Genomic DNA, 20,801 nt, shown 5'->3' on the forward strand with positions numbered 1-20,801 from the left:
TGGTCGGCGCGTTGCCGCCCGTGCCGGGGGAGAACCGGAACCGGACCGTGCTGCATGTCGTCGGGGTCCACCTCTACCTGGAGGACGACGAAGAACGCGTGCTGCTCGGGCTGCGCCACCCCGACGCCAAGTACGCGGGGAAGACATGGCATTTCCTGGCAGGGCACTGCGAGCAGGAGTCCGCGATCAGCTGCCTGGTGAGGGAAGCGCTCGAAGAGGCCGGCCTGGTCATCGATCCCACGGACGTGGAACTGGTCCACGTCGTGCACATCGTGGACGCCCCTGGCGGGCAGCCGCGCCTGCAGATGGTTTTCCGGGCCCACCGCTGGAAGGGCGCCCCGGAACTACGCGAGCCCGACAGATGCCTCGCCTGGCACTGGTGGCCGAAGGAAGACCTGCCGGAACCGATCGTGCCGTACACCCGAGCAGCCATCACCGGTATCGCCGGCGGGCGTGTCTACACGGAGCTGGGGTGGTGAACGGACACGACGTCCCCCACGTCCCCTCCGCGCGGCGGCACACCGAGCCGCTGGACGTTCACCTCATCGCGGTCCGCGAGCGGGAGGGGCGCCCGGAAGTGCTGCTGTCGCGGCGGGCCGGCCCGGTGTACGCGGCCGGCTGCTGGCATCTTCCGTCCGGACACCTGGACGGGCCGCACGAGGACGTGGTCGCCGCTCTCGTCCGCGAGACCCGGGAGGAGACCGGTGTCGGCGTCGACGCCCGTGATGTCCGCGCGGCCGTCACCGTGCACCACCGCTCCCCCGGCGGGGGTGCGCGCGTCGGGTTCTTCTTCGAGGTACGGCGCTGGCAGGGCACGCCACGCGTGTGCGAGCCGCAGGTGTGCGACGCCATGGACTGGTTCCCGCTCGACGCCCTGCCGGAGCCGATGGTCGCCTATTGCCGGGCCGGACTGGACGCCTACCGGGCCGGAGCGCGGATGGCCGTGCACTTCCAGCACCCCGGTGACCCGATCACCTACGCCCCGGGCGTCGACCGGCTGGTCCTGGTCGGCACCGCGCCCTGGCCCGGCTCCGCATCCGGGGGCGCCCCCGGTCCTCGCACCGGTGCGAAGGAGTAACACGTCGACGTGCGTCTGCGGAGAGGTCAGGCTCCCGTCAGCGCTGCGGCTGCGCCGTCCGTCTCCCTGAGGGAGGCGGACAGGGCGCGGGCCTCGTGTTCGGTCATGCGGGTCGTTTCGTACGGCACGGCGTTGACCCAGCGCTGAGTGAGCCGGGCGATCCGCTCGCCGTACCGCTGAGCGGTGATCAGGTCCCCGCGGGATCCGGCCTGCTCCGGTCCCTGGTCGGCGTGGCTCTGGCTCATCAGCCCGAGCCACGAGCCCAGCCGGTTCACGTCGTCGCGGGAGCCGCCGCTCCAGTTGTTGCCCGGCATGTCGGCCACGCCGATCCACTGCATGCCCAACTGTGCGGCGAAGACCGCCAGTTGCTCCAGAACTGCCAGTTTGTCGCCGCTCTGCGAGGCGGACATGGTGAACCCTCCGGCCAGCTTGTCCTTCCACGCCTGCGTGGTGAACGGCGTGAACGCCGCCTCCATGAACGCCTTGAACACCGCCGACACACTGCCCATCAGCGTGGGGCAGCCGAGGACGATCGCATCGGAGCGGTCGAGCAGCGCCAGCACTTCCGCATCGTGCCAGCGGCCCGCGGTGACGTCCTCGGGCCGGATCTCGACGAGGTGCACCTGGGCGCCCGGTACCAGCCGGGCCCCGTCGGCGAGGTGCTCGGCCAGGACCCGGGTGTGTCCGTGCACCGAGTGATAGACCACTGCCACGGTGACCACAGGTGCCTCGGGCTCACGCTCAACGTCCTTGACTGTCATGTCTTCTCACTGCTTCCTGTCATGGGGAAATCCTTGCCTGCCCAGCCATTTCAGCTCGGGCACGGGACGGCATCAACGCCGAACTTCGCCGCGCAGCGATCGGTGGCAGCGATCGATCGCGTTAGCCTGTTCCCGTGGACAGGATCGAACTGGAAGCATTCGTCGCGGTGGCGGAAGAACTCCACTTCGGCCGCGCCGCCGTCCGTCTGCACCGGGGGCAGCCCACTGTCAGCGACGCCGTCCGGCGGCTGGAGAGCGCCCTGGGTGGCCGGTTGTTCCACCGCACCAGCCGCCGGGTGTCCCTGACGGATCTCGGCGAAGCGCTGCTGCCCGACGCCCGCGCCGCATTGGCCCAGTTGCGCCGTTTCCAGCAGCGCGGACGCTCCCTGGCCGCCGGTGACCGGGCCAGGACCACCCTGGTCGTCGCCCACGCCGAGTACACCGACCACCAGCTGCTTTTGCGCTGCTTGCCGCAACTGCGCGACCGCTTCCCCGACGTGACGATCGTGCCGGAGCCCATGCCGACCACGGCCCAGGTCACGGCCCTGCGGGCGGAGACGATCGGGCTGGGCATCGGCTGGGCGACCGGCGACGTCACCGGCGTACGGGCGAGGGTGCTGTCCACCGAGCGGTTCATGGCGCTCGTGCCCGCCACCCACCCTCTCGCCGGGCACGCCGAGCTGAGCGCGGCCGAGCTGTCCACCACCGGCCTGCTCACGTGGCCCCACCAGATCAACAGCGGTCTCTGCGACCGGCTCCTGTCCGCCTTCCACATCGGCGGGGCCGACCTGCGCATCATCAGAACGGCGGACAGTGTGCACGCCATCGCCGCTCATGTCGCCGCGGGAACGGGTATCGGCATCACGGTCGAATCCGCGCTGGACCATCAGCCGCCGGGCTTGCGCGTCATCCCCCTCACCGGCCCGTCGACCACCGCCGACCAGGTCGTCCTCACCCCCACCGACCCGTCGGACGCGGCCACGGCCCTGCGCGACCTGCTCCTGCACGCCTCGAGGAAGCCGGCCCGGACCCACTGATCGCCCGGCTCGAGAGCAGGCCGGGAAACGAACCCCTGTCTGACTGAGTACGGTCTGGTTCGGCGGCTCCGGGGGCGGTACTTTCGGCGGCGCAACGGTCGAACGGACCGTTCGACCCGCCCGGCACGACTTTCCGGCTTTCCGGCGCGAACCCCGCACGCGTCCGGCCGACCACCGCCACCGCACGCGCACGGCCACGGCGTTTCGGCCACGCCCCATGAGAGAAAGGTTCAGCGCCATGAGTTCACGGATTCAGCCGACCGCCCAGGTGGACGAGGCCGCGACGATAGGTGACGGGACGACCGTCTGGGATCTCGCCCAGATACGCGAGGACGCGATCCTGGGCAGCGGGTGCATCGTGGGGCGGGGGGCCTACGTCGGGCCGGGTGTACGGATCGGCGACCACGTCAAGCTGCAGAACTACGCCCTGGTGTACGAGCCCGCCGTGCTCGGCGACGGGGTGTTCGTCGGTCCGGCGGCCGTGCTCACCAACGACCACTTCCCGCGGTCCGTGGACCCGCGGGGCCGGCTCAAGCGCGGAGACGACTGGGAGGCCGTGGCTGTGACCGTGGGCGAGGGGGCGTCGCTCGGCGCGCGGTCGGTGTGTGTGGCTCCCGTGCGTGTCGGGCGCTGGGCGCTGGTCGCGGCGGGGGCGGTGGTCACCCGTGACGTACCGGACTTCGCGCTCGTGGCGGGTGTTCCGGCGCGCCGGATCGGCTGGGTGGGCCGGGCCGGCGTACGGCTGGTGGAGCTAGACGGTGAACCGGGCGCGTGGGAGTGCCCGGACACGGGCGCGCTGTACGACGAGAAGGACGGCGAACTCTTCGAGCGAGTATGACTTCCTGATTTTCGCAAAACACCAATCTTCGAACATCCGCAGGCATAACATGTGTGCGAACCGTGAAGGCAGGGCACAGTGAGCACACAAACCAGCGCCCAGGGGGGGTACCGGGTGGGGACATCTGTGTCTGCCGCGAGGAGCGAGCGCCGCTCCTACGCCTGACGTCCGACGATCGACTTCCGACGATCGACTCCGAAGATCGACGTCCGACGACCGGTGTCCGACGTCTGCCGTCCGCCGTCCGCCGTGCGGCCTTCCGTCCCGGCGATGACAAGTCTGTGCACAACAGGGGGGTTGGTGTGTCCACACGATGATCACGACACGTCTCGCGGCGCTCGGTCATGAGGAGCCGCCGCTGCTCACGCTCGCCGGGCGGCTCCTCGCGCTCGCCGAATCGGGGCTGCCGAAGATGCTGCTGCCCGGCGGTGAGGCCTTCGCCTTCACCATGGCGGGGCAGCAGCGCCCCGACGGTTCCTGGTCCCTCGAGCGGCGCGGGATCAGCACCCGGTACGCGGCCATCACCGCGCTCGGCGCCCGGTTCCTGCCCGAGGACCGCCAGCGTGCCGTGCTCGGCGGGCGTACCGCCGAGGAGTTCGTCGGTCTGCTGGTGGAGTCGCTGCCCGCGGTGACCAACCTCGGCGACGCGGCGCTCATCGCGTGGGCCGCCGCCGACACCGGGCACCCCAAGCTCTCCGACGCCCTCGCCCGGGTCGAGGCCCTGGACGCGGCGGGCCGGCCGCAGTACACGGTCGAGGCGGCGTGGGTGCTGTCCGCACTCGCCGCGGCCCGGGACGTCGTCGACGTGGAGGCGCACTTCGCGGCCGCCCGCGACCGTCTGCTGCGCGCCCGCCTCGCCGACAGCCCGCTGTTCCCGCACGCCACCGGACCCGGCCTGGTGCCCTGGTACCGGGAGCACGTGAGCTGCTTCGCCGACCAGACCTACCCGCTGCAGGCCCTGGCCCGGGCGCACGCGAGCAGCGACGGCGGCGACCCGGAGGCGCTGGCCGCGTCCGAGGCGTGTGCCGCGCGCATCTGCGCGCTGCAGGGCGAGGGCGGGCAGTGGTGGTGGCACTACGACACGCGCACCGGCGGCGTAGTGGAGGGCTACCCGGTCTACAGCGTCCACCAGCACGCGATGGCCCCCACCGCCCTGTTCGACCTCGCCGACGCCGGCGGCACCGACTTCGGCGCGGCGATCCGTAGGGGCCTGCGCTGGATGACGGACGTGCCCGAACTGGCCGGGGCCGCGCACCGGGAGCCGATGATCCTCGACGACCTCCGCGTCACCTGGCGCAAGGTCTTCCGGGGCGATCCGAGGAAGGCCGTACGCGCCGCCCGGGGGCTCGCCACCCGCGTGGCCTCGAATCTGCGGCTGACGGCCCTGGACCGGGTGTACCGCCCCCTGTCCGTGGACCGCGAGTGCCGGCCGTACGAGTTCGGCTGGATGCTGCACGCCTGGCTGGGGGGCCGTATATGAGTGCGCGTCGGACCTTGTTCGGGATCGAGGTGGACGCGCTGACCATGGACGAGACCGTGCGGCGCTGCCTGGAAGCGGTGCGCGACGGCCGCCGGCTGGAGATCGGGGTGGTCAACGCCGCGAAGCTGGTGAACATGCGGCGCGATGCCCAGCTCGCCGACGCCGTGACCGGCTGCGATCTCGTCCTCGCCGACGGGCAGGCCGTGGTGTGGGCCGGCCGGGTCCTGCGCGCCCCGCTGCCGGAACGGGTGGCCGGCATCGACCTGTTCCTGCGGCTGCTCGCCGAGGCGGAAACGGCCGGCGTCTCCGTGTACTTCCTCGGTGCGAAGGAGGAGGTCCTCGAGGAGATGCTGCGCCGGGTGGCGAGCCGCTTCCCCCGTCTGAAGGTGGCCGGCAGCCGCAACGGCTACTTCCACGACGACGAGCAGGAGGCGATCGCGGGCGGCATCGCCCGCAGTGGCGCCCAGATGCTCTTCCTCGGGATGACCTCGCCGAAGAAGGAGATCTTCACCGCCGCGCACGGCACCCGCACCGGCGCCCGCGTCGTGCACGGCGTCGGCGGCTCCTTCGACATCCTGGCCGGGGTCACCAAGCGGGCCCCGAAGTCCTGGCAGCGCTGGGGGCTCGAGTGGCTCTACCGCGCGCTGCAGGAGCCGCGCCGCCTCGGCCGGCGTTACGTCACCACCAACGTCTCCTTCCTTCTCATGACGGCGCGCGAGTTCGTCCGGCTCACCCCGTCGCCCGCTTCCGCGAACAGGAGTCACTGATGCGCGTCGTCGTGGTTGGACAGGGTTACGTCGGACTGCCGCTGGCCGTGCGGGCCGCGGAGGTCGGGCACGAGGTGGTCGGCTACGACGTCGACGCCCGCCGGATCAAGAGCCTCGCCGCCGGTGCGTCGTTCGTCGAGGACGTCTCCTCGGAGCGGATCCGCGCCGCGCTGGACGACGGCAGCTACAGACCGAGCGATCTGGCGCGCGACTGCGGCGGTTTCGACGTCGCCGTGGTCACCGTGCCGACCCCGCTGCACGAGGGCACCCCCGACCTGCGCTACATCAAGGAGTCGGCGGCCACCCTCGCCCGCTATCTGCGCCCCGGCGCCACCGTCGTCCTGGAGTCGACGACGTATCCCGGCACCACCGAGGAGCTGTTCGCGCCGATCCTGGAGGACGGCTCGGGCCTGAAGGCGGGCGCCGACTTCCACCTCGGCTACAGCCCCGAGCGGATCGACCCGGGCAACGCCGTCTGGGGCTTCCAGCAGACACCGAAGGTGGTCTCCGGCGTCGACGCGGCGTCCCTGGCGTCCGTGCGGGACTTCTACGGGCAGCTCGTCGACACCACCGTGCCGGTGCGTTCGCCCAGGGAGGCCGAACTCGCCAAGCTGCTGGAGAACACCTTCCGGCACGTGAACATCGCGCTGGTCAACGAGATCGCGATGTTCGCCCACCACCTGGACATCGACGTCTGGCAGGCCATCGACGCGGCCTCCACCAAGCCGTTCGGCTTCATGAAGTTCACGCCCGGGCCGGGCGTCGGCGGTCACTGCCTGCCGATCGACCCCTCCTACCTGTCCTGGCGGGTGCAGCGTGAACTCGGCCAGAGCTTCCGATTCGTGGAGCTGGCCAACGACATCAACAGCCATATGCCCGAGTACGTGGCGCGCCGGATCAGCGACCTGTTCAACCAAAGACGCCGGTCCGTGAACGGCTCGCGCATCCTGCTGCTGGGCCTGGCGTACAAGAAGAACACCGGCGACGCCCGGGAGTCGCCCGTGCTGCGCATCTCCCAGCTGCTGCTCGACATGGGCGCCCAGGTCAGGGCGGCGGACCCGCACGTCGTGGAGGACCTGCCGGTGGATGCCCGGCTGGTGCGGGTCGAGCCGGTGCCCGAGGAGCTGGCGGCCGCCGACCTGGTGGTCCTGCTCACCGACCACGACGGCTTCGACTACGAACGGATCGCCGAATACGCCCCGTTCGTCCTCGACTGCCGTCGGCGGCTGACGGCCGGCCCCACGATCGAGGTGCTCTGAGCCATGCGAGTCGTCTGCGTCGCCGGGGCGCGACCCAACTACATGAAGATCAAGCCGGTGATGGACGCCCTGGAGCGCCGGGGCGCCGAGGTCGTGCTCGTCCATACCGGTCAGCACTACGACCCGGCGATGAACGACGTGTTCTTCGCCGACCTCGGCATCCGTGCGCCCGACCGCTTCCTCGGGGTCGGCTCCGGCACCCACGCCGAGCAGACCGGACGCGTGATGACCGCGTTCGAGCCGCTCCTGGACGAGGTGTCCCCGGACGTCGTCGTCGTGGTCGGCGACATCAACTCCACCCTGGCCTGCGCCCTGGTGACGGCCAAGGCGGGGCCGCTGCTCGCACACGTCGAGGCCGGTCTGCGCAGCCGTGACTGGAGCATGCCGGAGGAGGTCAACCGGGTCGCCGCCGACCGGGTCAGCGACTATCTGCTGGCCCCCTCGCCGGACGCGGTCGAGAATCTGCGCGCGGAGGGCTACCGGGACGACCAGATCCACCTCGTCGGCAACGTCATGATCGACACACTGCTGGCCAACCTGGACCGGGCCCGGAACGTGGGCGCCCTCGACCGGTACGGCCTGACCCGGGGCGAGTACGGCCTGGTCACGCTGCACCGCCCGGCCAACGTGGACGACCCCGAGGTGCTCGCCGGGTTGCTGAAGGCCCTGGGAGAAGTCGCCGCCCGCTGCCCGCTCGTACTGCCCGTGCATCCGCGCGCGGCCGGGCGGCTGGCGGAGATCGGCGTCCCCGGGGGTGTCCGGCTGGTGCCGGCCGCCGGGTACCTGGACTTCATCGCCCTGCAGGAGGCCGCCCGGCTCGTGCTGACCGACTCCGGCGGGGTGCAGGAGGAGACCACCGCGCTCGGTGTGCCGTGCGTGACCCTGCGGGACAACACCGAGCGGCCCATCACCGTGGAGCAGGGCACCAACGTGCTGGCCGGCCGGGATCCGGAGCGGATCGTGTCGACCGTGCGCCGGGTGCTCGACGCCCCGCCCGCCCCACGCCGGCCCGAGTTGTGGGACGGCCGGGCGAGCGACCGTATCGCAGAGGTGCTGCTGGAGGGAGGCACCGCGCGTACCCGGCCGAGGCCCACCGACCGAACGCTCCCCCTGTGATCCGCTTGCCACATATGCTCGGGCCACGTCGGGCCGCGAGGGGGGACCGCCATGGATCTCGCTGAGATCTTCCGTGTCATGCGCAGGCGCTGGAAGGTGCTGTTGCCCGGGCTGCTGCTGACCGCGGCGCTGACCGCGGCCGTGGCGCTGACGGTGCCGGTCACCTACCAGTCGCAGAGCACGGTGGTGCTGCTGAACTCGCAGAAGGCCACCGTCGCCTACGACGGCAACCCGTTCCTGAGCACGCAGACCTCGCTCACCGGGATGGCCGACAGCCTGGCCCGCAATCTCAACTCCGACGGCTCGCTCCGGGAACTGAAGTCCCGGGGGGCGACGGGCACGTTCGAGGCGAAGCTCGCCGACAACGCGCAGGGGCCGCTGATGTGGCTCACCGTCACCGGCGACGACAAGGCCGGTGTCCTGGCCGCGGACCGCATCCTGACCGCGTACGCCCAGGAACGGCTGGAGCAGTTCCAGCGGCAGCAGCGGGTCGACCCGAAGGCCATGATCCGCATGACGACCGTCGTGCCGCCGCAGAACCCGGTGGCGCAGACCAAGACCCGGCTCGAGTACATGGTCATGGCCGGAGGCCTGGGCCTGGTGCTGAGCCTGGTGGCCGTGTTCTTCGTCGAGGCGCGCCGGCGGCCGCGGGGTGCGGAGCCCGCGCTGCCCGCGTCGCCGGGGGAACCGGCCGTGGAGCGGACGATGGCGCTGCGGACCGCACCCAGCTGGTCCCGGTCCCCCGACAGCCGGTCGGCCGACGGCAGGCCGGCCGAGACCGGGTCCCCCGACGCCGGGTCCGTCAGGGAGTCGAGGGCCGGGCGGTCCGTCATGACCGTGGAGTCCGCCGCCGAGCCGCTCGACGAGGAGTCTGCGCATGGACAGCATCGACAGCGTCCGCACACCGGACAGCGACACCGCTGAGCCGAGCGGCACTCCCGCTCCCGCCTCCCTCGGCCACCAGGTCCGTTCCGCGGCCCGCTGGAGCCTGGTCAACACCGTCGTCATGCGGCTGGGCAACTTCGCCACCGGCATCCTGCTGGCGCGCTTCGCGCTGGGCCCGGCCGAGTGGGGCGTCTACGGCATCGCCCAGACCGTGCTGCTGGTCCTGCTGTCGGCGAACGAACTCGGCGTCAGCCTCGCCCTGGTGCGCTGGGAAGGCGACCCCCGCCGCTTCGCGCCGACCGTGCTGACCCTGGCCACCGCCTCCAGCGCCCTGCTGTACGCGGCCCTGTTCGTCGCGGCGCCGACGGTCGCCGTGCTGCTGGACTCGCCCGACGCCACCGGCGTGCTGCGTGTGATGTGCCTGTGCCTGGTGATCGACGGCGTGGCGCAGGTGCCCGCCGCCATCCTCACCCGTGAGTTCGCCCAGGGCCGGCGGATGGTCATCGACGCGCTCAACTTCGTCGTCAGCACCTCCGTGACCCTGGCGCTGGCGTTCACCGGTGAGGGCGCGATGAGCTTCGCCTGGGGCGCGGTCGCCGGCAACGTCGCCGCCCTCGCCGGCTGCGCGCTGGCCGCCCCCGGCACTCTGCGCTTCGGCTGGGACCCCGTGCAGGCCCGCGCGCTGCTGAGGTTCGGGCTGCCGCTGGCCGGTGCGAGTCTGCTCGCGCTCGCCGTCGTGAACGTGGACACCCTGGTCGTCGGCTCCGCCCTCGGCGGTGTCTCGCTCGGCTTCTACGTGCTGGCGTTCAACATGTCCGGCTGGCCGGTCCGCATCATCTCCGAGGCGGCCCGGCGGGTCTCCTTCGCGGGCTTCTCCCGTCTCGCCGACTCCCCGCGGGCCCTCGCGGACGGTTTCAGCCGCGCCCTCGGTGTCCTGGTCACCGGGACGGTGCCGCTGTGTGTGCTGCTCGGCGGGCTCGCCGCCCCGGTCGTCCACCTCGTGTACGGCAGCACCTGGGTGCCCGCCGCGGCCGCGCTGCCCTGGCTGATGGCCCTGGGCCTGGTCCGCATCGGCTGCGAACTCGCCTACGACTGCCTCATCGCCGCCGGCCGGCGCCGCTCGCTGATCCTCACCCAGGGCCTGTGGGTCGTCGCACTGGTCCCCGTCCTGATCGGCGGCGCCCGGCTGAACGGCATCGTCGGCGTCTCCCAGGGCCACGTACTGGTCGCCGCCGGTCTCGTCGTGCCCGCCTTCCTGCACGCGCTCGGCCGGGCCGGAATAGGCCTCGCCCCCGTCGCCCGGGCCTGCGCCTGGCCGTTCCTGGGGGGCGCGGTGATGACCGTGGTGGTGCTCGCCGCCGAACGATTCCTCGGAGACGGCCTCCTCGCCCTGTGTGTCACCGCAACGGCCGCCCTGGCCTGCTATGTAGTGTGCGTTCTGCCGAGCCGCCGCTTCCTGCTCGGCTCGCGTACCCCGGAGACCGTATGACGAGGCCGCGCCTCCTGCTCGCCGGCCTGGCCCTCGTGCTGTGCGCCGCCTGTTCGCCGGGCGGCGACCCCGCTCCGGCCCCTTCCCGGGAGAGGACGGAGGACGCCAAGCCGCCGCTGCCCGGTGAGGCCGGCTTCCCGGACGCCCGCAGCACCGGCCCGCGCGTCGGCCTCACCCCGCACGACGCGGGGAACGTCAGCATCAGGACCGACGGCACGGTCATCAACGGCTGGGACCTCACCGGCTCCCTCGACATCTACGCCGACGACGTGACCGTCGTCGACTCCAGGATCACCTCCGCCAACTGGTGGGGGATCAATCTGCGCCCCGGCCACAGCGGTCTGAAGGTCCTGCACAGCACGATCACCGCCGTCCCCGGCAAGGGCCCGGACAACGGCGGGGTGGACTACGCCGTCTCCACCATGGGGACCGCTTCGACCGAGGTCGGCTGGTGCGACATCTCCGTGTTCGGCAACGCCCTGTCCATGGGCCAGGGATACCTGCACGACAACTACGTCCACGACCTGGTGCCGTTCCGCAACACCGGTGGCGAATGGCAGCACACCGACGCGGTGATCAGCGGCGGCGGCAACACCGGCGAGCTGGTCGTACGGCACAACACGCTGCTCAACCCGGTCCCCGTCGACCGCGGAGCGTCCGCCGCCATCGGCCTGTTCGCCGACGCCGGTCATGTCTCCCGGGTCACCGTCGAGCGCAACCTGCTGGCCGGCGGCGCGTACGCGCTGTACGGGGGCGGGCCCGGCGCCACGAGGGTCAGGGTGACGGACAACGTGTTCTCCCGTCGCTACCACCGCAACTCCGGCGTCTACGGCGCCGTCACCGCCTGGAACGAGGGCGGCAGCGGGAACGTCTGGCGCGGCAACCGGTTCTCCGACGGCACCCTGATCGTCCCCGAGCCGGCCGGCTGAGGAAGAGGATCATGCGACGTATCGTCCGCGCCCCCTGGGAGCTGCTCAAGCGCGCGTTCGGCTGGCTCGTCCTCTTCGAGCTGCGCAACAAGGTCTTGCTCGCCCCCTCGGCGCTGCGACTGCGCCGCTTCGAGACCGCGGAGGTCCGCCGGCTCGTGGCCGCCGCAGCTCCCCCGCCGGCCGCGCTCGTCGCCACGGTCATCGCCACCCACCGCCGCCCCGACGCGCTGCGCTCGGCCGTCCGTTCCGCTCTCGCCCAGAGCGTGCGCGACCAGGTCGTGATCGTGGTCGACGACGGCGCCGGGCTGCCGGAACTCACTTCAGACCCAAGGCTGTTCGCCGTGTCGCTGGCCCGTAACACGGGTGTGGCCGGCGTCGTGCGCAATGTGGGCATCCGCCTCACCCGCTCGCGGTACGTGGCGTTCCTGGACGACGACAACCTGTGGGAACCGGACCATCTGGAGCGGGCGCTGGCGGTGCTGGAGTCCCCCGGTGGGCCCGATGGCGTGTACACGGCGCTGCGCCGCGTCCTGCCGGACGGCACCGAACGGGACGTGCTCTCGGTGCCGTTCGACCGGCGGCGGGCCGCCCGGGAGTCGTTCCTGGACACCAACGCGTTCGTCGCGCGACGTACGAAAGCCCTGCACTTCAGCCGGTTGCGGCGAACGCCCGAGGTGATGCCGCGCGAGGACTGGGAGCTCATCCACCGCTACAGCCGCGGCCACCGCGTGCGCCACGTCCCGCACGCCACCGTACGGTACCTGGTGAATCCGGGGAGTTTCTACACGACGTGGTCCGCCTGAGGACCGGGGGCCGCCCGCAGCGCGCCCGGGGTGAGCAGCGCGCGGGCCGCGGCGCGGCTGGCGGCGCGGCCGAGGAGTGCGCGTGAGGTCTCCCGCAGCAGGACGGTCGCACGGAAACACGCCGTCGCGAGCGGTCCGTGGCGTCGCCGGTACAGCCGCACCCGGTTGAGGGTCAGCAGCGTCCACAACCGGGGCGACACCTGCGAGTCCCCGCCCAGGTGGACGGCCTCGGCGGCCGGTTCCAGCCGGGTGGCGTGTCCGAGGTCGCGTGCCCGCAGGCAGTACTCGGTCTCCTCCGAGTAGAGGAAGAAGGACTCGTCCCACGGTCCGCACGCGGCCAGGCAGCCGGCCGAGATCGCCATGAGCGCGCCCGTCGCCCAGTCCGCGCGGGTGGGCCGCCGGTAGGCGTCCGGGTCGGTGACGAGTTCGCTCAGCGCCGGGAAGCGTCCGGCCCGGCGGTTGCCGATGACGGCCTCGCCGAGGGCCCGCAGCACGCTCGACTCCCGGCGCAGCGAGTGGTGCGGAGTGTCCCGGCCCTCCTCGTACAGCAGGGGTACGGCGATGCCGACGCCGTCGCCGAGGCTGTCGACGAGGCGCCTGGCGCAGCCCCGCCGCATACGGACGTCCGGGTTGCAGATCAGGACGGCGTCGCAGCCGTCGGCGGCGGCCAGCGCCGCGTTGACGCCGGCGGCGTACCCGGCGTTGCGGCCGGTCTGCACGACGGTGGCGTCGGGGGCGAGGGTCTTCAGGACGTCGACGGTGTCGTCGGCGGAGTCGTTGTCGGCGACGACCAGCCGCCAGCCCAGACCGGTCATGCCGTCCGGGAGCGCGGCGAGGAACCCGGGGAGCACCGCGGCGCTGTTCCAGGTGACGACGATGACGGCGACGCGGCTCATCGGGACTCCACGAGATCGGGAAGCCGGGCTTCGGTGGGCGTGCCGCGGTTCACGACGGCGGCGGCAGCTGCCTCGCGCCGGATGAACCCGAGATAGCTGCCCCCGGCGCCCAGCAGCAGGAAGAACATGCCGGCGAACATCGGGAAGCTCAGCGAGTCGAAGGTGGCGCTGATGACCAGCGCGACCAGCGAGGAGGCGAAGAACGCCTGCCCCAGTTCGCGGTCGGCCTCGGTGCGGGCGAGGCGCCGGATGGCGCCGCCCTGGTGGATGCCGGTGACGAACAGGGTGAGCAGGGCGAGCAGCCCGACCACCCCCATCTCGGCGAGGCCCAGCATGTACTGGTTGTCGGTGAAGAAGTACAGGTCGGGGGTGAAGGTGCCGAAGCCCCGCCCGAACAGCGGGTGTTCCTTCAGATACGGCACGATCGCGCTGTACTTCACCGTACGGGCCTGGGTGCTGCTGTCGGAGTTGGACAGGAAGGACGCGAACAGGCCCGTGATCGTGCCGATCAGGCCCGGGATGAGCACCTTGAAGACGGCTACGGACGCCGTCATCACGCCGATCGCGGCCCAGCGCCTGGCCGGCTTCCAGCGCACCACCATCACCACGGCCACCAGCAGCAGGCCGATGATCGAGGTCCGCGACACCGACAGGGGCAGCGCACCGGCCAGCAGCACCACCGGCGCCCACCGGCGCCAGGGCCGCAGCTGACGGCGTACCGGATCGAAGGCCTGCTGGATCGCGAAGGGCAGCAGGATCGCCAGCACGCCGGCGAACTCCAGGGGCTGGGCGGTGGTGGAGCGGGGCCGGGTGAAGGCACCGCGGTCCATGACGGACACCTGGGCCACGCTGGTCTGCAGGCCGGGGATGTGCAGGGAGTCGGCGATGTTGGTGGCGGCGAAGAAGTCGTAGAAGCCGATCGCGGCGACGACGGACGCGAACACCACCACCCTGCGCAGCAGCACGTCGAGCCGGCCGCGCTCCTGCACGGCCGCCGACGTCAGGACGGCCAGCGACACCCACACCAGGTAGCCGATCAGCCCCCGGTCGGCGCCGAGGACCTCCTGGTGCGAGCTCTCCCGAATCGCGTCCGCGACGTACGCCAGGAGGACGGCCACCCCGAGCACGCCCACCGCGACCCGGACGAGCCGGGTGCCCGGCGCGGGCAGGATGCGGCCGCCGAGCCAGGTGGCGAGGTACCACAACAGGCCGAGCAGGGCGAAGACGTTGGCCGGGGTGCCGACGCCGCCGAGCGCGGGCAGGGCGAGGTTCGACGGGATGAAGAAGGCCAGCGCCAGATAGACGGTGAGGATCGCCGTGGCGTCGACGCGCCGGGCGAGCACGCCCACCGGGGCCCGGCTCACTTTCGGCCGGGGCTCCGTGCGCCGCCGGCGGCGGACCACCGCGACGCCCTCCATCAGTATCGACAGCAGGAACGCGCTGACCACCCCCACGATGACGACGGCCGCGACGTCCTGGTAGCGGCTCTTCGACTTCGCCACGGGCGTCTGCGGCAGGACGACGGGCGCCGTCTGCACCAGGTAGGCGGGCGGGACCTTGGCGGCCTCCTGCAGGGCGTCGAGCTGCTCACCGGCGAACGCGGTGAGGGTGTTGGTCTCCTCGAGCACCTTCGCCCGGTCGGTGCCGGTGACGCTGAGCGAGAGCAGCGGGCTCTCGCTCCGCGGTGCGAATCCCGCGGTGTACGGGTCGGTGACGCCACGGCCGCGCAGTTCCTCCGCCGCCTCACTGGATGCCAGGGTGCGGATCAGCACGTCGGCCGTGACGATCAGTGAACCGCCCGCGTTCGAGATGGGGTTGCCGAACGTCGGGGCCAGCCGGGCGACGGCCGAGGAGTCCAGCAGGGCGACGGAACTCTGCGACTGGTAGGAGACGGGCACCGTCACGTACAGATAGCCGCCGCAGACCAGGCTGAGCAGGGTGAAGGGCACCATGAAGTACCAGCGTCTGCGCAGGATGGCCCATATCTCACCAAGGCTCACGAACCGTCCCCCCGATCGGTGGCGTCACGCCGCGCGTCCTGCCAGTATCGAGGGCGACGGAAGGATCTCCTATGTCGCCCGGGAACGTCGCCGACGCGCTGCTGCGGCGCTGGTACGTCGTGGTGGCCGCGCTGTTGCTGACGGCCGCCGGGGCCTGGCAGGTGGTCCGTCCGGCACCCCAGTACGTCGGCTCCGCTGTGGTCGTGCTCAAGCCGCCGGTGACCCGGAACCAGCCCAACCAGCTGACCAATCTGCAGCCGCCGCTCGCCCTGGTCTCCTACTCGGTGATCCAGCAGCTCCAGTCCCCCGCGGGCGACCGGGAGCTGCGTGCGGCGGGCGTCGAGGGGACCTACCACCTGGTGCCCCGCAACAGCGGCACCAGCGCGACGCCCCGCTATCTGATCCCGTCCGTGCAGGTGCAGGCGCAGGCGTCGGACTCGGACGCGGCCGTGACCGCCGTACGCCGGGTCGTCGACGTCTACACCCGGCACGTCGAGGCGTTGCAGACGTCCCAGACGGTTCCCGACGGGGCGCGGATCACCGCCTCGGTCCTCGTCTCCCCGAGCGCCGCCGAAGTCCGGGGCACACCGAGCCGGGGCCTGGCCGGCGCCGCCCTGCTGGGCATGGCCGGCGGCGTGGTGGGCGCGTTGTGGCTCGACCGGTATCTGATGGGCCGGCGCAAGGTCACTCCCGGACGGCACGGCGGTCCGCTTCCCGTGGTCCCCTGAGAACAGTCGCATCAGATGCCGCGGCGCTTCCAGGACTGCCACCACAGCCACTCCCGGCCGCGGTCGGCCACCGCCGACCACACCAGCGGCTGCAGATACGGCATCGCCGCCGGTCCGATCCGCCGCCGCAGCCGTAGCGCGCGGTACTCGGGCAGGGCCCGGTAGCCCGGCAGGCACTCCTCGGCGAACGCGACGCACGCGTCGACCGGGACGACATCGGTACGGCCCCGGTCGTAGGCGCGGTAGGCGCGGCGCAGGGCGTAGCGGGCGAGCCGGGTGTGGACCTGCTCGGCGAGGCGGTCGCGCTGGGGCAGCCGGTCGGCGCACTTGGTGAGCACCGAGTCGAAGGCGACGAGGCGCTGGCGCAGGTCGTCGAGCTGGCCGCCGAAGTCGGTGGTGGACATGTTGTCGCCGTGGACGCGGTAGAAGGCCTGGTCGGCGCCGCGTATGTAGCCGACGTCGGCGTGGGCGGCGAGCCGCATCCACATCTCGATGTCACCGGCGTGCGGGAGGGCCGGGTCGTAGCCGCCGACGGTTCGCTGGAGGCTGGTGCGGACGACGACCTCGGGTGAGGTGATGCAGCCGGTGCCCTCCCGGAAGCGGCGCTCCAGCCACCACTGGCCGGGGTGGACGACGGAGCCGGTAGTGCGGGTGCGGGCCTTCGGCAGGGGGCCTCCGTGCCGGAAGCGCAGCGGGCGGCCGTAGGCGAACCCGGCCTCCGGATGGGCGTCGAGGAGGGCGGCGGCGCGGACCAGGGCGCCGGGAACGAGCCGGTCGTCGGCGGACAGCAGCGCCACGTAGTCGCCGTCGGCCCACTCCAGCAGGCCCTCGTTGTAGGTGGCGATGTGGCCCTTGTTGGTCTCGTGGACGCGGACCTCGATCCGCGGGTCGGAGGCGGCCAGCTTCCGCGCGGCCTCGGCCGAGTCGTCGGGCGAGGCGTCGTCGATGACGAGGACCCGGACGTCCACACCGTCCTGCTCGTCCAGGACGCTGCTGACGCAGTCGGCGAGGAAGTGGCCGTACTTGTAGCAGGGGATGACAACACTGACGGTGCTCATCGGTGCGGCAGCCAATCCCCGGTGGTGGTCCGCGCGGAGCGGATCACCACCGGTGCGCTCGGTCGGTCAGTTCTTCTTCTTGTGGACGGTCTTGCTGGTCAGGGTCCAGCTGTGGGACCGCACCGGGTGGCGGTGCTTGTCCCGGGCGCTGACCGTGACGGTGAACCGCGTGCCGTCCGGCAGCGGGGCCGACAGGTGGACGGACACCTTGTGGGTGGCCCGGTCGTAGGAGGTGACGGCCGTGACGTGGAGCTTCCTGGCAGCGGCTGCCGTGGGGCCGGGCAGGACGGTCACGGTCGCGGTGACGGAGGACAGGGCGGTGACGGCGGGCAGGGCCGCGACGAGGGGGGTGGCCGCGTCGGCGGTGTGCGTCACCGAGGACGTGGTCGCCTCCGAGGCGGTGGCCGGTGCGAGCATCCCGCTCGGGTTGTCGGCGGTGAAGACCGGGCCCACCCAGTAGTTCGCGGATCCGTAGGAGCTGTTCGGGAAGGCGGGGCCCGCGCCGTACCGGTAGAGCCCGTTGTGGTGCGCGGTGGTGTCGGCGGTGGCGGTCAGCGGATACGACTGGTGGGCCGCCGCGAAGTAGCCGCCGTCGACGGCGTAGTTGCCCTGCGGGGCGTGGTAGGAGACGACGTACGCGGTGCCGGCGGTGATGGCCACCGGGGTGGCGAAGGTCAGCGTCTGCCAGCCCGAGGCCGTCTCGTTCGTGAACGTGCCGCTGCCGAGCAGGGTGCCGTCGTCGCTCCACAGGCTGCCGGTGTGGGTGCCGGTGTTGCCGGTGCCCTTGTAGAAGGTGACGCCGGTGACCCAGCCGGCGGTCGACGAGGTGAACCTGGTGCCCAGTTCGACGGAGTTGGCGTCACCGGTCACGTCGGTGGTGGCCGGGACGGTGCCGGCGTTCCACAGCGTGCAGGGGCAGGTGACCGCCGGCGGGGTGGAACCGGTGGTGAAGTTCCAGGTCACCGGGGCCGCCATGGCGTTGCCCCACACGTCGGTGGCCTGCACGGACGCCGTGTAGGTGGTGTGCAGAGCCAGTTCGGTCGACGGGGTGAAGGTCGCCTTGTTCGCCGCGGGGAGCGTGACGGTGCCCGGCACGGAGCTGCCGTCGGGGTCCTTCACGGTGAACGTGAGGCTGTCCGCGTCGACGGCCGCGTTGAAGGTGGCCGACACCGGTGCCGTGATCGACGTGTTGACCGCCCCCGAGGTCGGGGACGTCGCGGTGACGGCGGGCGGGGCCGTGCCGGCCGTCGAGGTGTCGAGCACCGCGTCGACCCAGTAGTTGCTGCCGGAGGACTGCGAGGCCGGGAAGGCGCTGGTGGAGCTGTACCGGTAGACGCCGTTGCCGCCGTCGGTGCCGGACTTCAGTGCCGTGAGCGGGGCGAGGCCGGCGTCGCTGTCGGTGAAGTAGCCGCCGTCGTAGGAGTAGCCGCCGTTGGGGGCGAAGTACGAGGCGACATAGGTGGTGTTCGCCTTGACCGCCACCGGGGTCGGGAAGTTCAGCTGCTGCCAGCCGGAGGCCGTCTCGTTCGTGAAGGTGCCGGTGGCCAGGCGGGTGCCGGAGGCGGTCCACAGGCTGCCGGTGTGGGTGCCGGTGTTGGCGGGCGACTTGTAGAAGCGGACACCGGTGACCGAACCGGCCACCGTGGTACGGAACTTGACGCCGAGCTCCAGCGAGCTGCCGTCGCCCGCGTTGACGGTGCCGGGTACGGCCGAGGCCGGCCAGACGGTGCAGGGGCAGGTCTGCGGGCCGACGGTCATCGGGAGGGTCGTGACGGCGCCGATGTTGACGCTGTCGTCGACCGCGCGCACCTTGAGGGACGCCGGGCCCGGTGTGGTCGGGGTCCAGGTGTACTTCCAGGAGGTGAGACCGGTGGCGGCGTTCCATGTGGCGCCGCCGTCCGTGGACACCTCCACGCGGGCGACCACTCCCCCGCCGGTGTCGGTGGCGGTGCCGGTGAGGGTGACGGGCTTCAGCGCCGGGAGGGTGGCGCCCGAGGCGGGGCTCGTCACGGTGACCGCAGGTCCGGTGCCGTCGGTGGAGGCGGTGGCGGCGACGAGGTTGCTCTGCGGGGTCTTCGGCTGGACGCCCATGTCGGCGAGGATGTTCACGGTCGCCTGCTGCATCCGGGCGTCCTCGGTGACCACCGTGTCGGCGGGGTCGTAGGTAGGGACATTGGTCAGTCCCCATGACCACTGCACGGTGCCGGAGCCGAACACCAGCGCCCCGGAGTCCTGGTCGCGGAAGGCGACGAGGTTGTGCGTCGCGGTGCCGTTGCCGTAGACGTTGCCCCAGTCCAGGCGGTACTTGCCGTCGGTGATGTCCACCGTCGTGGAGGACAGGTCGATCGCCCCGGCCGGCCGGGTGCCGTTGGCGATGTCGCTGTCCCACTCGTAGCCGAGGGTGCCGGCCGGGAAGGTGGCCGTCTGGCTCGGTGTGAGGTTGGCGATCGAGGTGTTGCGCCACAGCCGGTTCCTGCCGTACGAGCCGGGGACCGTGATGGCGTCGTTGCGGTAGCCGTTCACCGTGAACATGGAGCCGGTGAGGATGTTCGGCGGCTGGTAGGCCTGCCCGTACTGGGCGCCGGCCGGGTCCATCCAGGTGCCGGTCCAGCTGCCGCTGGGGTCGGCGATGCCGTTGTTCTGCGCCATCTTGGTCATCTTGTAGCAGACCAGGGTGCGGTTCGCCGTGGCCGCGCCGTCGATGCTCGGGGCGAGGCGGGTCTTCCAGAAGACCTCGTTGCCGCTGAAGAAGGCCTCGCGCAGCCCGGCCTTGCGGGCCGCCAGCACGTTGGAGTACTGGCTCTGCGTCCAGTACTCGTCGTGGCCGGAGGACAGGTACACCTTGTGGTTCTTCAGCAGGGTGACGCCGTTGGTGGAGACGTCCACGCCGGACAGATAGCTCACGTCGTAGCCGTTGCGCTCCAGCCACGACAGCATCATGAACTCGGAGCCGTAGATTCCGTTGTCGCCGCCGATGTCCAGCGGCCGGTTGTAACTGACCTCGTAGGCGCGGCCGTCGGGCGCGGGACCGGCGCCGCCGTACAGGTCCTGGCCGCCGTAGTCGTTGTAGGCCTGCCAGGTCTGGTCGCTGGTCTGCACGACGACGTCGGAGGTGCTGGAGTCCTTGCGGACGACGAACGGGTACGGCATCAGGCCGTCGCCGTCGGTCTGCGTGATGTTCGCGATGTACAGGCCGGACACGGCGTCGCCGGGCACGGCCCAGCTCGCGGTCACCGGCCAGTTGCCGCAGTCGACCAGGCCGGTGGCGCTCTTGGTGGTGCAGCTCTTCGGGCTGGTGAGGTAGTTGGCCGGGTACGTCACCGCGGCCTGCGCCGCCGTCGACACCTCCCGGGCGCCGTCACCGCCGTACCAGCCCAGCCGGTAGATCTCGATGCGGTACGGGGTCTTCGACTGGACCTTGAACTGGACCGTGTCGCCCGCCTGGACGCTCTCCTTGGTGGTGAACCCCTTGATGTCACCGTAGGCGTTGGCCGAGAACCAGTCGGACTTCGGGCTGCCCGGTCTGGAGTTCTCGCAGACGACCGGGTTCGATCCCGCACCGCACGGATCGGTGACCGCCTGGGCGGGGACGGCCTGCGGGAGCACTGTCCAGATCAACGCTGCGACGACGGCGAGGCGCCCGCCCCGCAGCCGTCTGCTCCAACTGTTCATGAGTA

General features: G+C 71.7%; 18 protein-coding genes. 13 read left to right on the forward strand and 5 right to left on the reverse strand.

The window, feature by feature from the left end:
• Positions 1–47: 47 nt before the first annotated feature.
• The gene (locus tag AB0J12_RS10885; RefSeq protein WP_363263935.1) at positions 48–479 is read left to right on the forward strand and encodes an NUDIX domain-containing protein; all 432 of its coding nucleotides are present in this window, start codon (positions 48–50) and stop codon (positions 477–479) included.
• Positions 476–1,078 (forward strand): NUDIX domain-containing protein, encoded by a 603-nt coding sequence (locus AB0J12_RS10890; protein WP_363263936.1) that lies wholly within the window; start codon positions 476–478, stop codon positions 1,076–1,078. The genes AB0J12_RS10885 and AB0J12_RS10890 overlap by 4 nt, the downstream gene beginning before the upstream one ends.
• Positions 1,079–1,104: 26 nt before the next feature.
• Here AB0J12_RS10890 and AB0J12_RS10895 read toward each other — a convergent pair whose 3' ends face one another.
• A complete protein-coding gene (locus AB0J12_RS10895; protein ID WP_363263937.1) occupies positions 1,105–1,839 on the reverse strand; it encodes a flavodoxin family protein in 735 nt (244 codons plus the stop codon).
• Positions 1,840–1,973: 134 nt separating this feature from the next.
• Here AB0J12_RS10895 and AB0J12_RS10900 point away from each other — a divergent pair, with 134 nt between their 5' ends.
• From AB0J12_RS10900 to AB0J12_RS10945, 10 genes are all read left to right on the forward strand, one after another.
• On the forward strand, positions 1,974–2,876 hold the full coding sequence (locus tag AB0J12_RS10900; protein WP_363263938.1) for a LysR family transcriptional regulator: 903 nt from the start codon (positions 1,974–1,976) through the stop codon (positions 2,874–2,876).
• A 238-nt stretch (positions 2,877–3,114) separates the two neighbouring features.
• Positions 3,115–3,714, forward strand: a complete 600-nt coding sequence (locus AB0J12_RS10905) for an acyltransferase (protein WP_363263939.1) — start codon at positions 3,115–3,117, stop codon at positions 3,712–3,714.
• Between the two features lie 313 nt (positions 3,715–4,027).
• The gene (locus AB0J12_RS10910) at positions 4,028–5,194 is read left to right on the forward strand and encodes a hypothetical protein (protein WP_363263940.1); all 1,167 of its coding nucleotides are present in this window, start codon (positions 4,028–4,030) and stop codon (positions 5,192–5,194) included.
• A complete protein-coding gene (locus AB0J12_RS10915) occupies positions 5,191–5,961 on the forward strand; it encodes a WecB/TagA/CpsF family glycosyltransferase (RefSeq protein WP_363263941.1) in 771 nt (256 codons plus the stop codon). Before AB0J12_RS10910 ends, AB0J12_RS10915 begins: the two co-directional genes overlap by 4 nt.
• The gene (locus AB0J12_RS10920; RefSeq protein WP_363263942.1) at positions 5,961–7,220 is read left to right on the forward strand and encodes a nucleotide sugar dehydrogenase; all 1,260 of its coding nucleotides are present in this window, start codon (positions 5,961–5,963) and stop codon (positions 7,218–7,220) included. The genes AB0J12_RS10915 and AB0J12_RS10920 overlap by 1 nt, the downstream gene beginning before the upstream one ends.
• 3 nt (positions 7,221–7,223) lie before the next feature.
• On the forward strand, positions 7,224–8,336 hold the full coding sequence (gene wecB / locus AB0J12_RS10925; RefSeq protein WP_363263943.1) for a UDP-N-acetylglucosamine 2-epimerase (non-hydrolyzing): 1,113 nt from the start codon (positions 7,224–7,226) through the stop codon (positions 8,334–8,336).
• Between the two features lie 51 nt (positions 8,337–8,387).
• Positions 8,388–9,260: a Wzz/FepE/Etk N-terminal domain-containing protein gene (locus AB0J12_RS10930; RefSeq protein WP_363263944.1), complete on the forward strand. Its 873-nt coding sequence runs from the start codon at positions 8,388–8,390 to the stop codon at positions 9,258–9,260.
• Positions 9,214–10,710 (forward strand): oligosaccharide flippase family protein, encoded by a 1,497-nt coding sequence (locus AB0J12_RS10935; RefSeq protein WP_363263945.1) that lies wholly within the window; start codon positions 9,214–9,216, stop codon positions 10,708–10,710. The genes AB0J12_RS10930 and AB0J12_RS10935 overlap by 47 nt, the downstream gene beginning before the upstream one ends.
• Complete coding sequence (locus AB0J12_RS10940; RefSeq protein ID WP_363263946.1) at positions 10,707–11,639, forward strand: hypothetical protein; 933 nt, start codon at positions 10,707–10,709, stop codon at positions 11,637–11,639. The genes AB0J12_RS10935 and AB0J12_RS10940 overlap by 4 nt, the downstream gene beginning before the upstream one ends.
• Before the next feature lie 11 nt (positions 11,640–11,650).
• Positions 11,651–12,442 carry a glycosyltransferase family A protein gene (locus AB0J12_RS10945; RefSeq protein WP_363263947.1) on the forward strand — a complete coding sequence of 264 codons (792 nt, stop codon included), beginning with the start codon at positions 11,651–11,653 and terminating at the stop codon, positions 12,440–12,442.
• Here AB0J12_RS10945 and AB0J12_RS10950 read toward each other — a convergent pair.
• Complete coding sequence (locus AB0J12_RS10950) at positions 12,421–13,338, reverse strand: glycosyltransferase family 2 protein (RefSeq protein ID WP_363263948.1); 918 nt, start codon at positions 13,336–13,338, stop codon at positions 12,421–12,423. The two genes, AB0J12_RS10945 and AB0J12_RS10950, sit on opposite strands and share 22 nt — an antisense overlap.
• The gene (locus tag AB0J12_RS10955; protein WP_363263949.1) at positions 13,335–15,338 is read right to left on the reverse strand and encodes an O-antigen ligase family protein; all 2,004 of its coding nucleotides are present in this window, start codon (positions 15,336–15,338) and stop codon (positions 13,335–13,337) included. Before AB0J12_RS10955 ends, AB0J12_RS10950 begins: the two co-directional genes overlap by 4 nt.
• Before the next feature lie 71 nt (positions 15,339–15,409).
• Between AB0J12_RS10955 and AB0J12_RS10960 the strand changes: the two genes are divergently transcribed.
• Positions 15,410–16,066 (forward strand): hypothetical protein, encoded by a 657-nt coding sequence (locus AB0J12_RS10960; RefSeq protein ID WP_363263950.1) that lies wholly within the window; start codon positions 15,410–15,412, stop codon positions 16,064–16,066.
• A gap of 11 nt (positions 16,067–16,077) precedes the next feature.
• Here the strand turns inward: AB0J12_RS10960 and AB0J12_RS10965 are convergent, their stop codons facing one another.
• Both AB0J12_RS10965 and AB0J12_RS10970 read right to left on the reverse strand, forming a co-directional pair.
• Entirely contained in the window at positions 16,078–17,124 is a 1,047-nt protein-coding gene (locus tag AB0J12_RS10965) for a glycosyltransferase (RefSeq protein WP_363263951.1), read from the reverse strand.
• A gap of 66 nt (positions 17,125–17,190) precedes the next feature.
• A complete protein-coding gene (locus tag AB0J12_RS10970; protein WP_363263952.1) occupies positions 17,191–20,796 on the reverse strand; it encodes a DUF4082 domain-containing protein in 3,606 nt (1,201 codons plus the stop codon).
• Positions 20,797–20,801: the final 5 nt, after the last annotated feature.

It is taken from the genome of Streptomyces sp. NPDC049915 (genome assembly GCF_040656475.1).
In the GTDB taxonomy this organism is placed as follows: Bacteria; Actinomycetota; Actinomycetes; order Streptomycetales; family Streptomycetaceae; genus Streptomyces.

Bases quoted from the DNA above. Each gene is read 5' to 3' on its own strand.
- wecB (WP_363263943.1), top strand. From the start codon at position 7,224: ATGCGAGTCGTCTGCGTCGCCGGGGCGCGACCCAACTACATGAAGATC.
- AB0J12_RS10950 (WP_363263948.1), bottom strand. From the start codon at position 13,338: ATGAGCCGCGTCGCCGTCATCGTCGTCACCTGGAACAGCGCCGCGGTG.
- AB0J12_RS10970 (WP_363263952.1), bottom strand. From the start codon at position 20,796: ATGAACAGTTGGAGCAGACGGCTGCGGGGCGGGCGCCTCGCCGTCGTC.
- AB0J12_RS10895 (WP_363263937.1), bottom strand. From the start codon at position 1,839: ATGACAGTCAAGGACGTTGAGCGTGAGCCCGAGGCACCTGTGGTCACC.
- AB0J12_RS10920 (WP_363263942.1), top strand. From the start codon at position 5,961: ATGCGCGTCGTCGTGGTTGGACAGGGTTACGTCGGACTGCCGCTGGCC.
- AB0J12_RS10965 (WP_363263951.1), bottom strand. From the start codon at position 17,124: ATGAGCACCGTCAGTGTTGTCATCCCCTGCTACAAGTACGGCCACTTC.
- AB0J12_RS10940 (WP_363263946.1), top strand. From the start codon at position 10,707: ATGACGAGGCCGCGCCTCCTGCTCGCCGGCCTGGCCCTCGTGCTGTGC.
- AB0J12_RS10960 (WP_363263950.1), top strand. From the start codon at position 15,410: ATGTCGCCCGGGAACGTCGCCGACGCGCTGCTGCGGCGCTGGTACGTC.
- AB0J12_RS10905 (WP_363263939.1), top strand. From the start codon at position 3,115: ATGAGTTCACGGATTCAGCCGACCGCCCAGGTGGACGAGGCCGCGACG.
- AB0J12_RS10915 (WP_363263941.1), top strand. From the start codon at position 5,191: ATGAGTGCGCGTCGGACCTTGTTCGGGATCGAGGTGGACGCGCTGACC.
- AB0J12_RS10945 (WP_363263947.1), top strand. From the start codon at position 11,651: ATGCGACGTATCGTCCGCGCCCCCTGGGAGCTGCTCAAGCGCGCGTTC.
- AB0J12_RS10935 (WP_363263945.1), top strand. From the start codon at position 9,214: ATGGACAGCATCGACAGCGTCCGCACACCGGACAGCGACACCGCTGAG.
- AB0J12_RS10910 (WP_363263940.1), top strand. From the start codon at position 4,028: ATGATCACGACACGTCTCGCGGCGCTCGGTCATGAGGAGCCGCCGCTG.
- AB0J12_RS10930 (WP_363263944.1), top strand. From the start codon at position 8,388: ATGGATCTCGCTGAGATCTTCCGTGTCATGCGCAGGCGCTGGAAGGTG.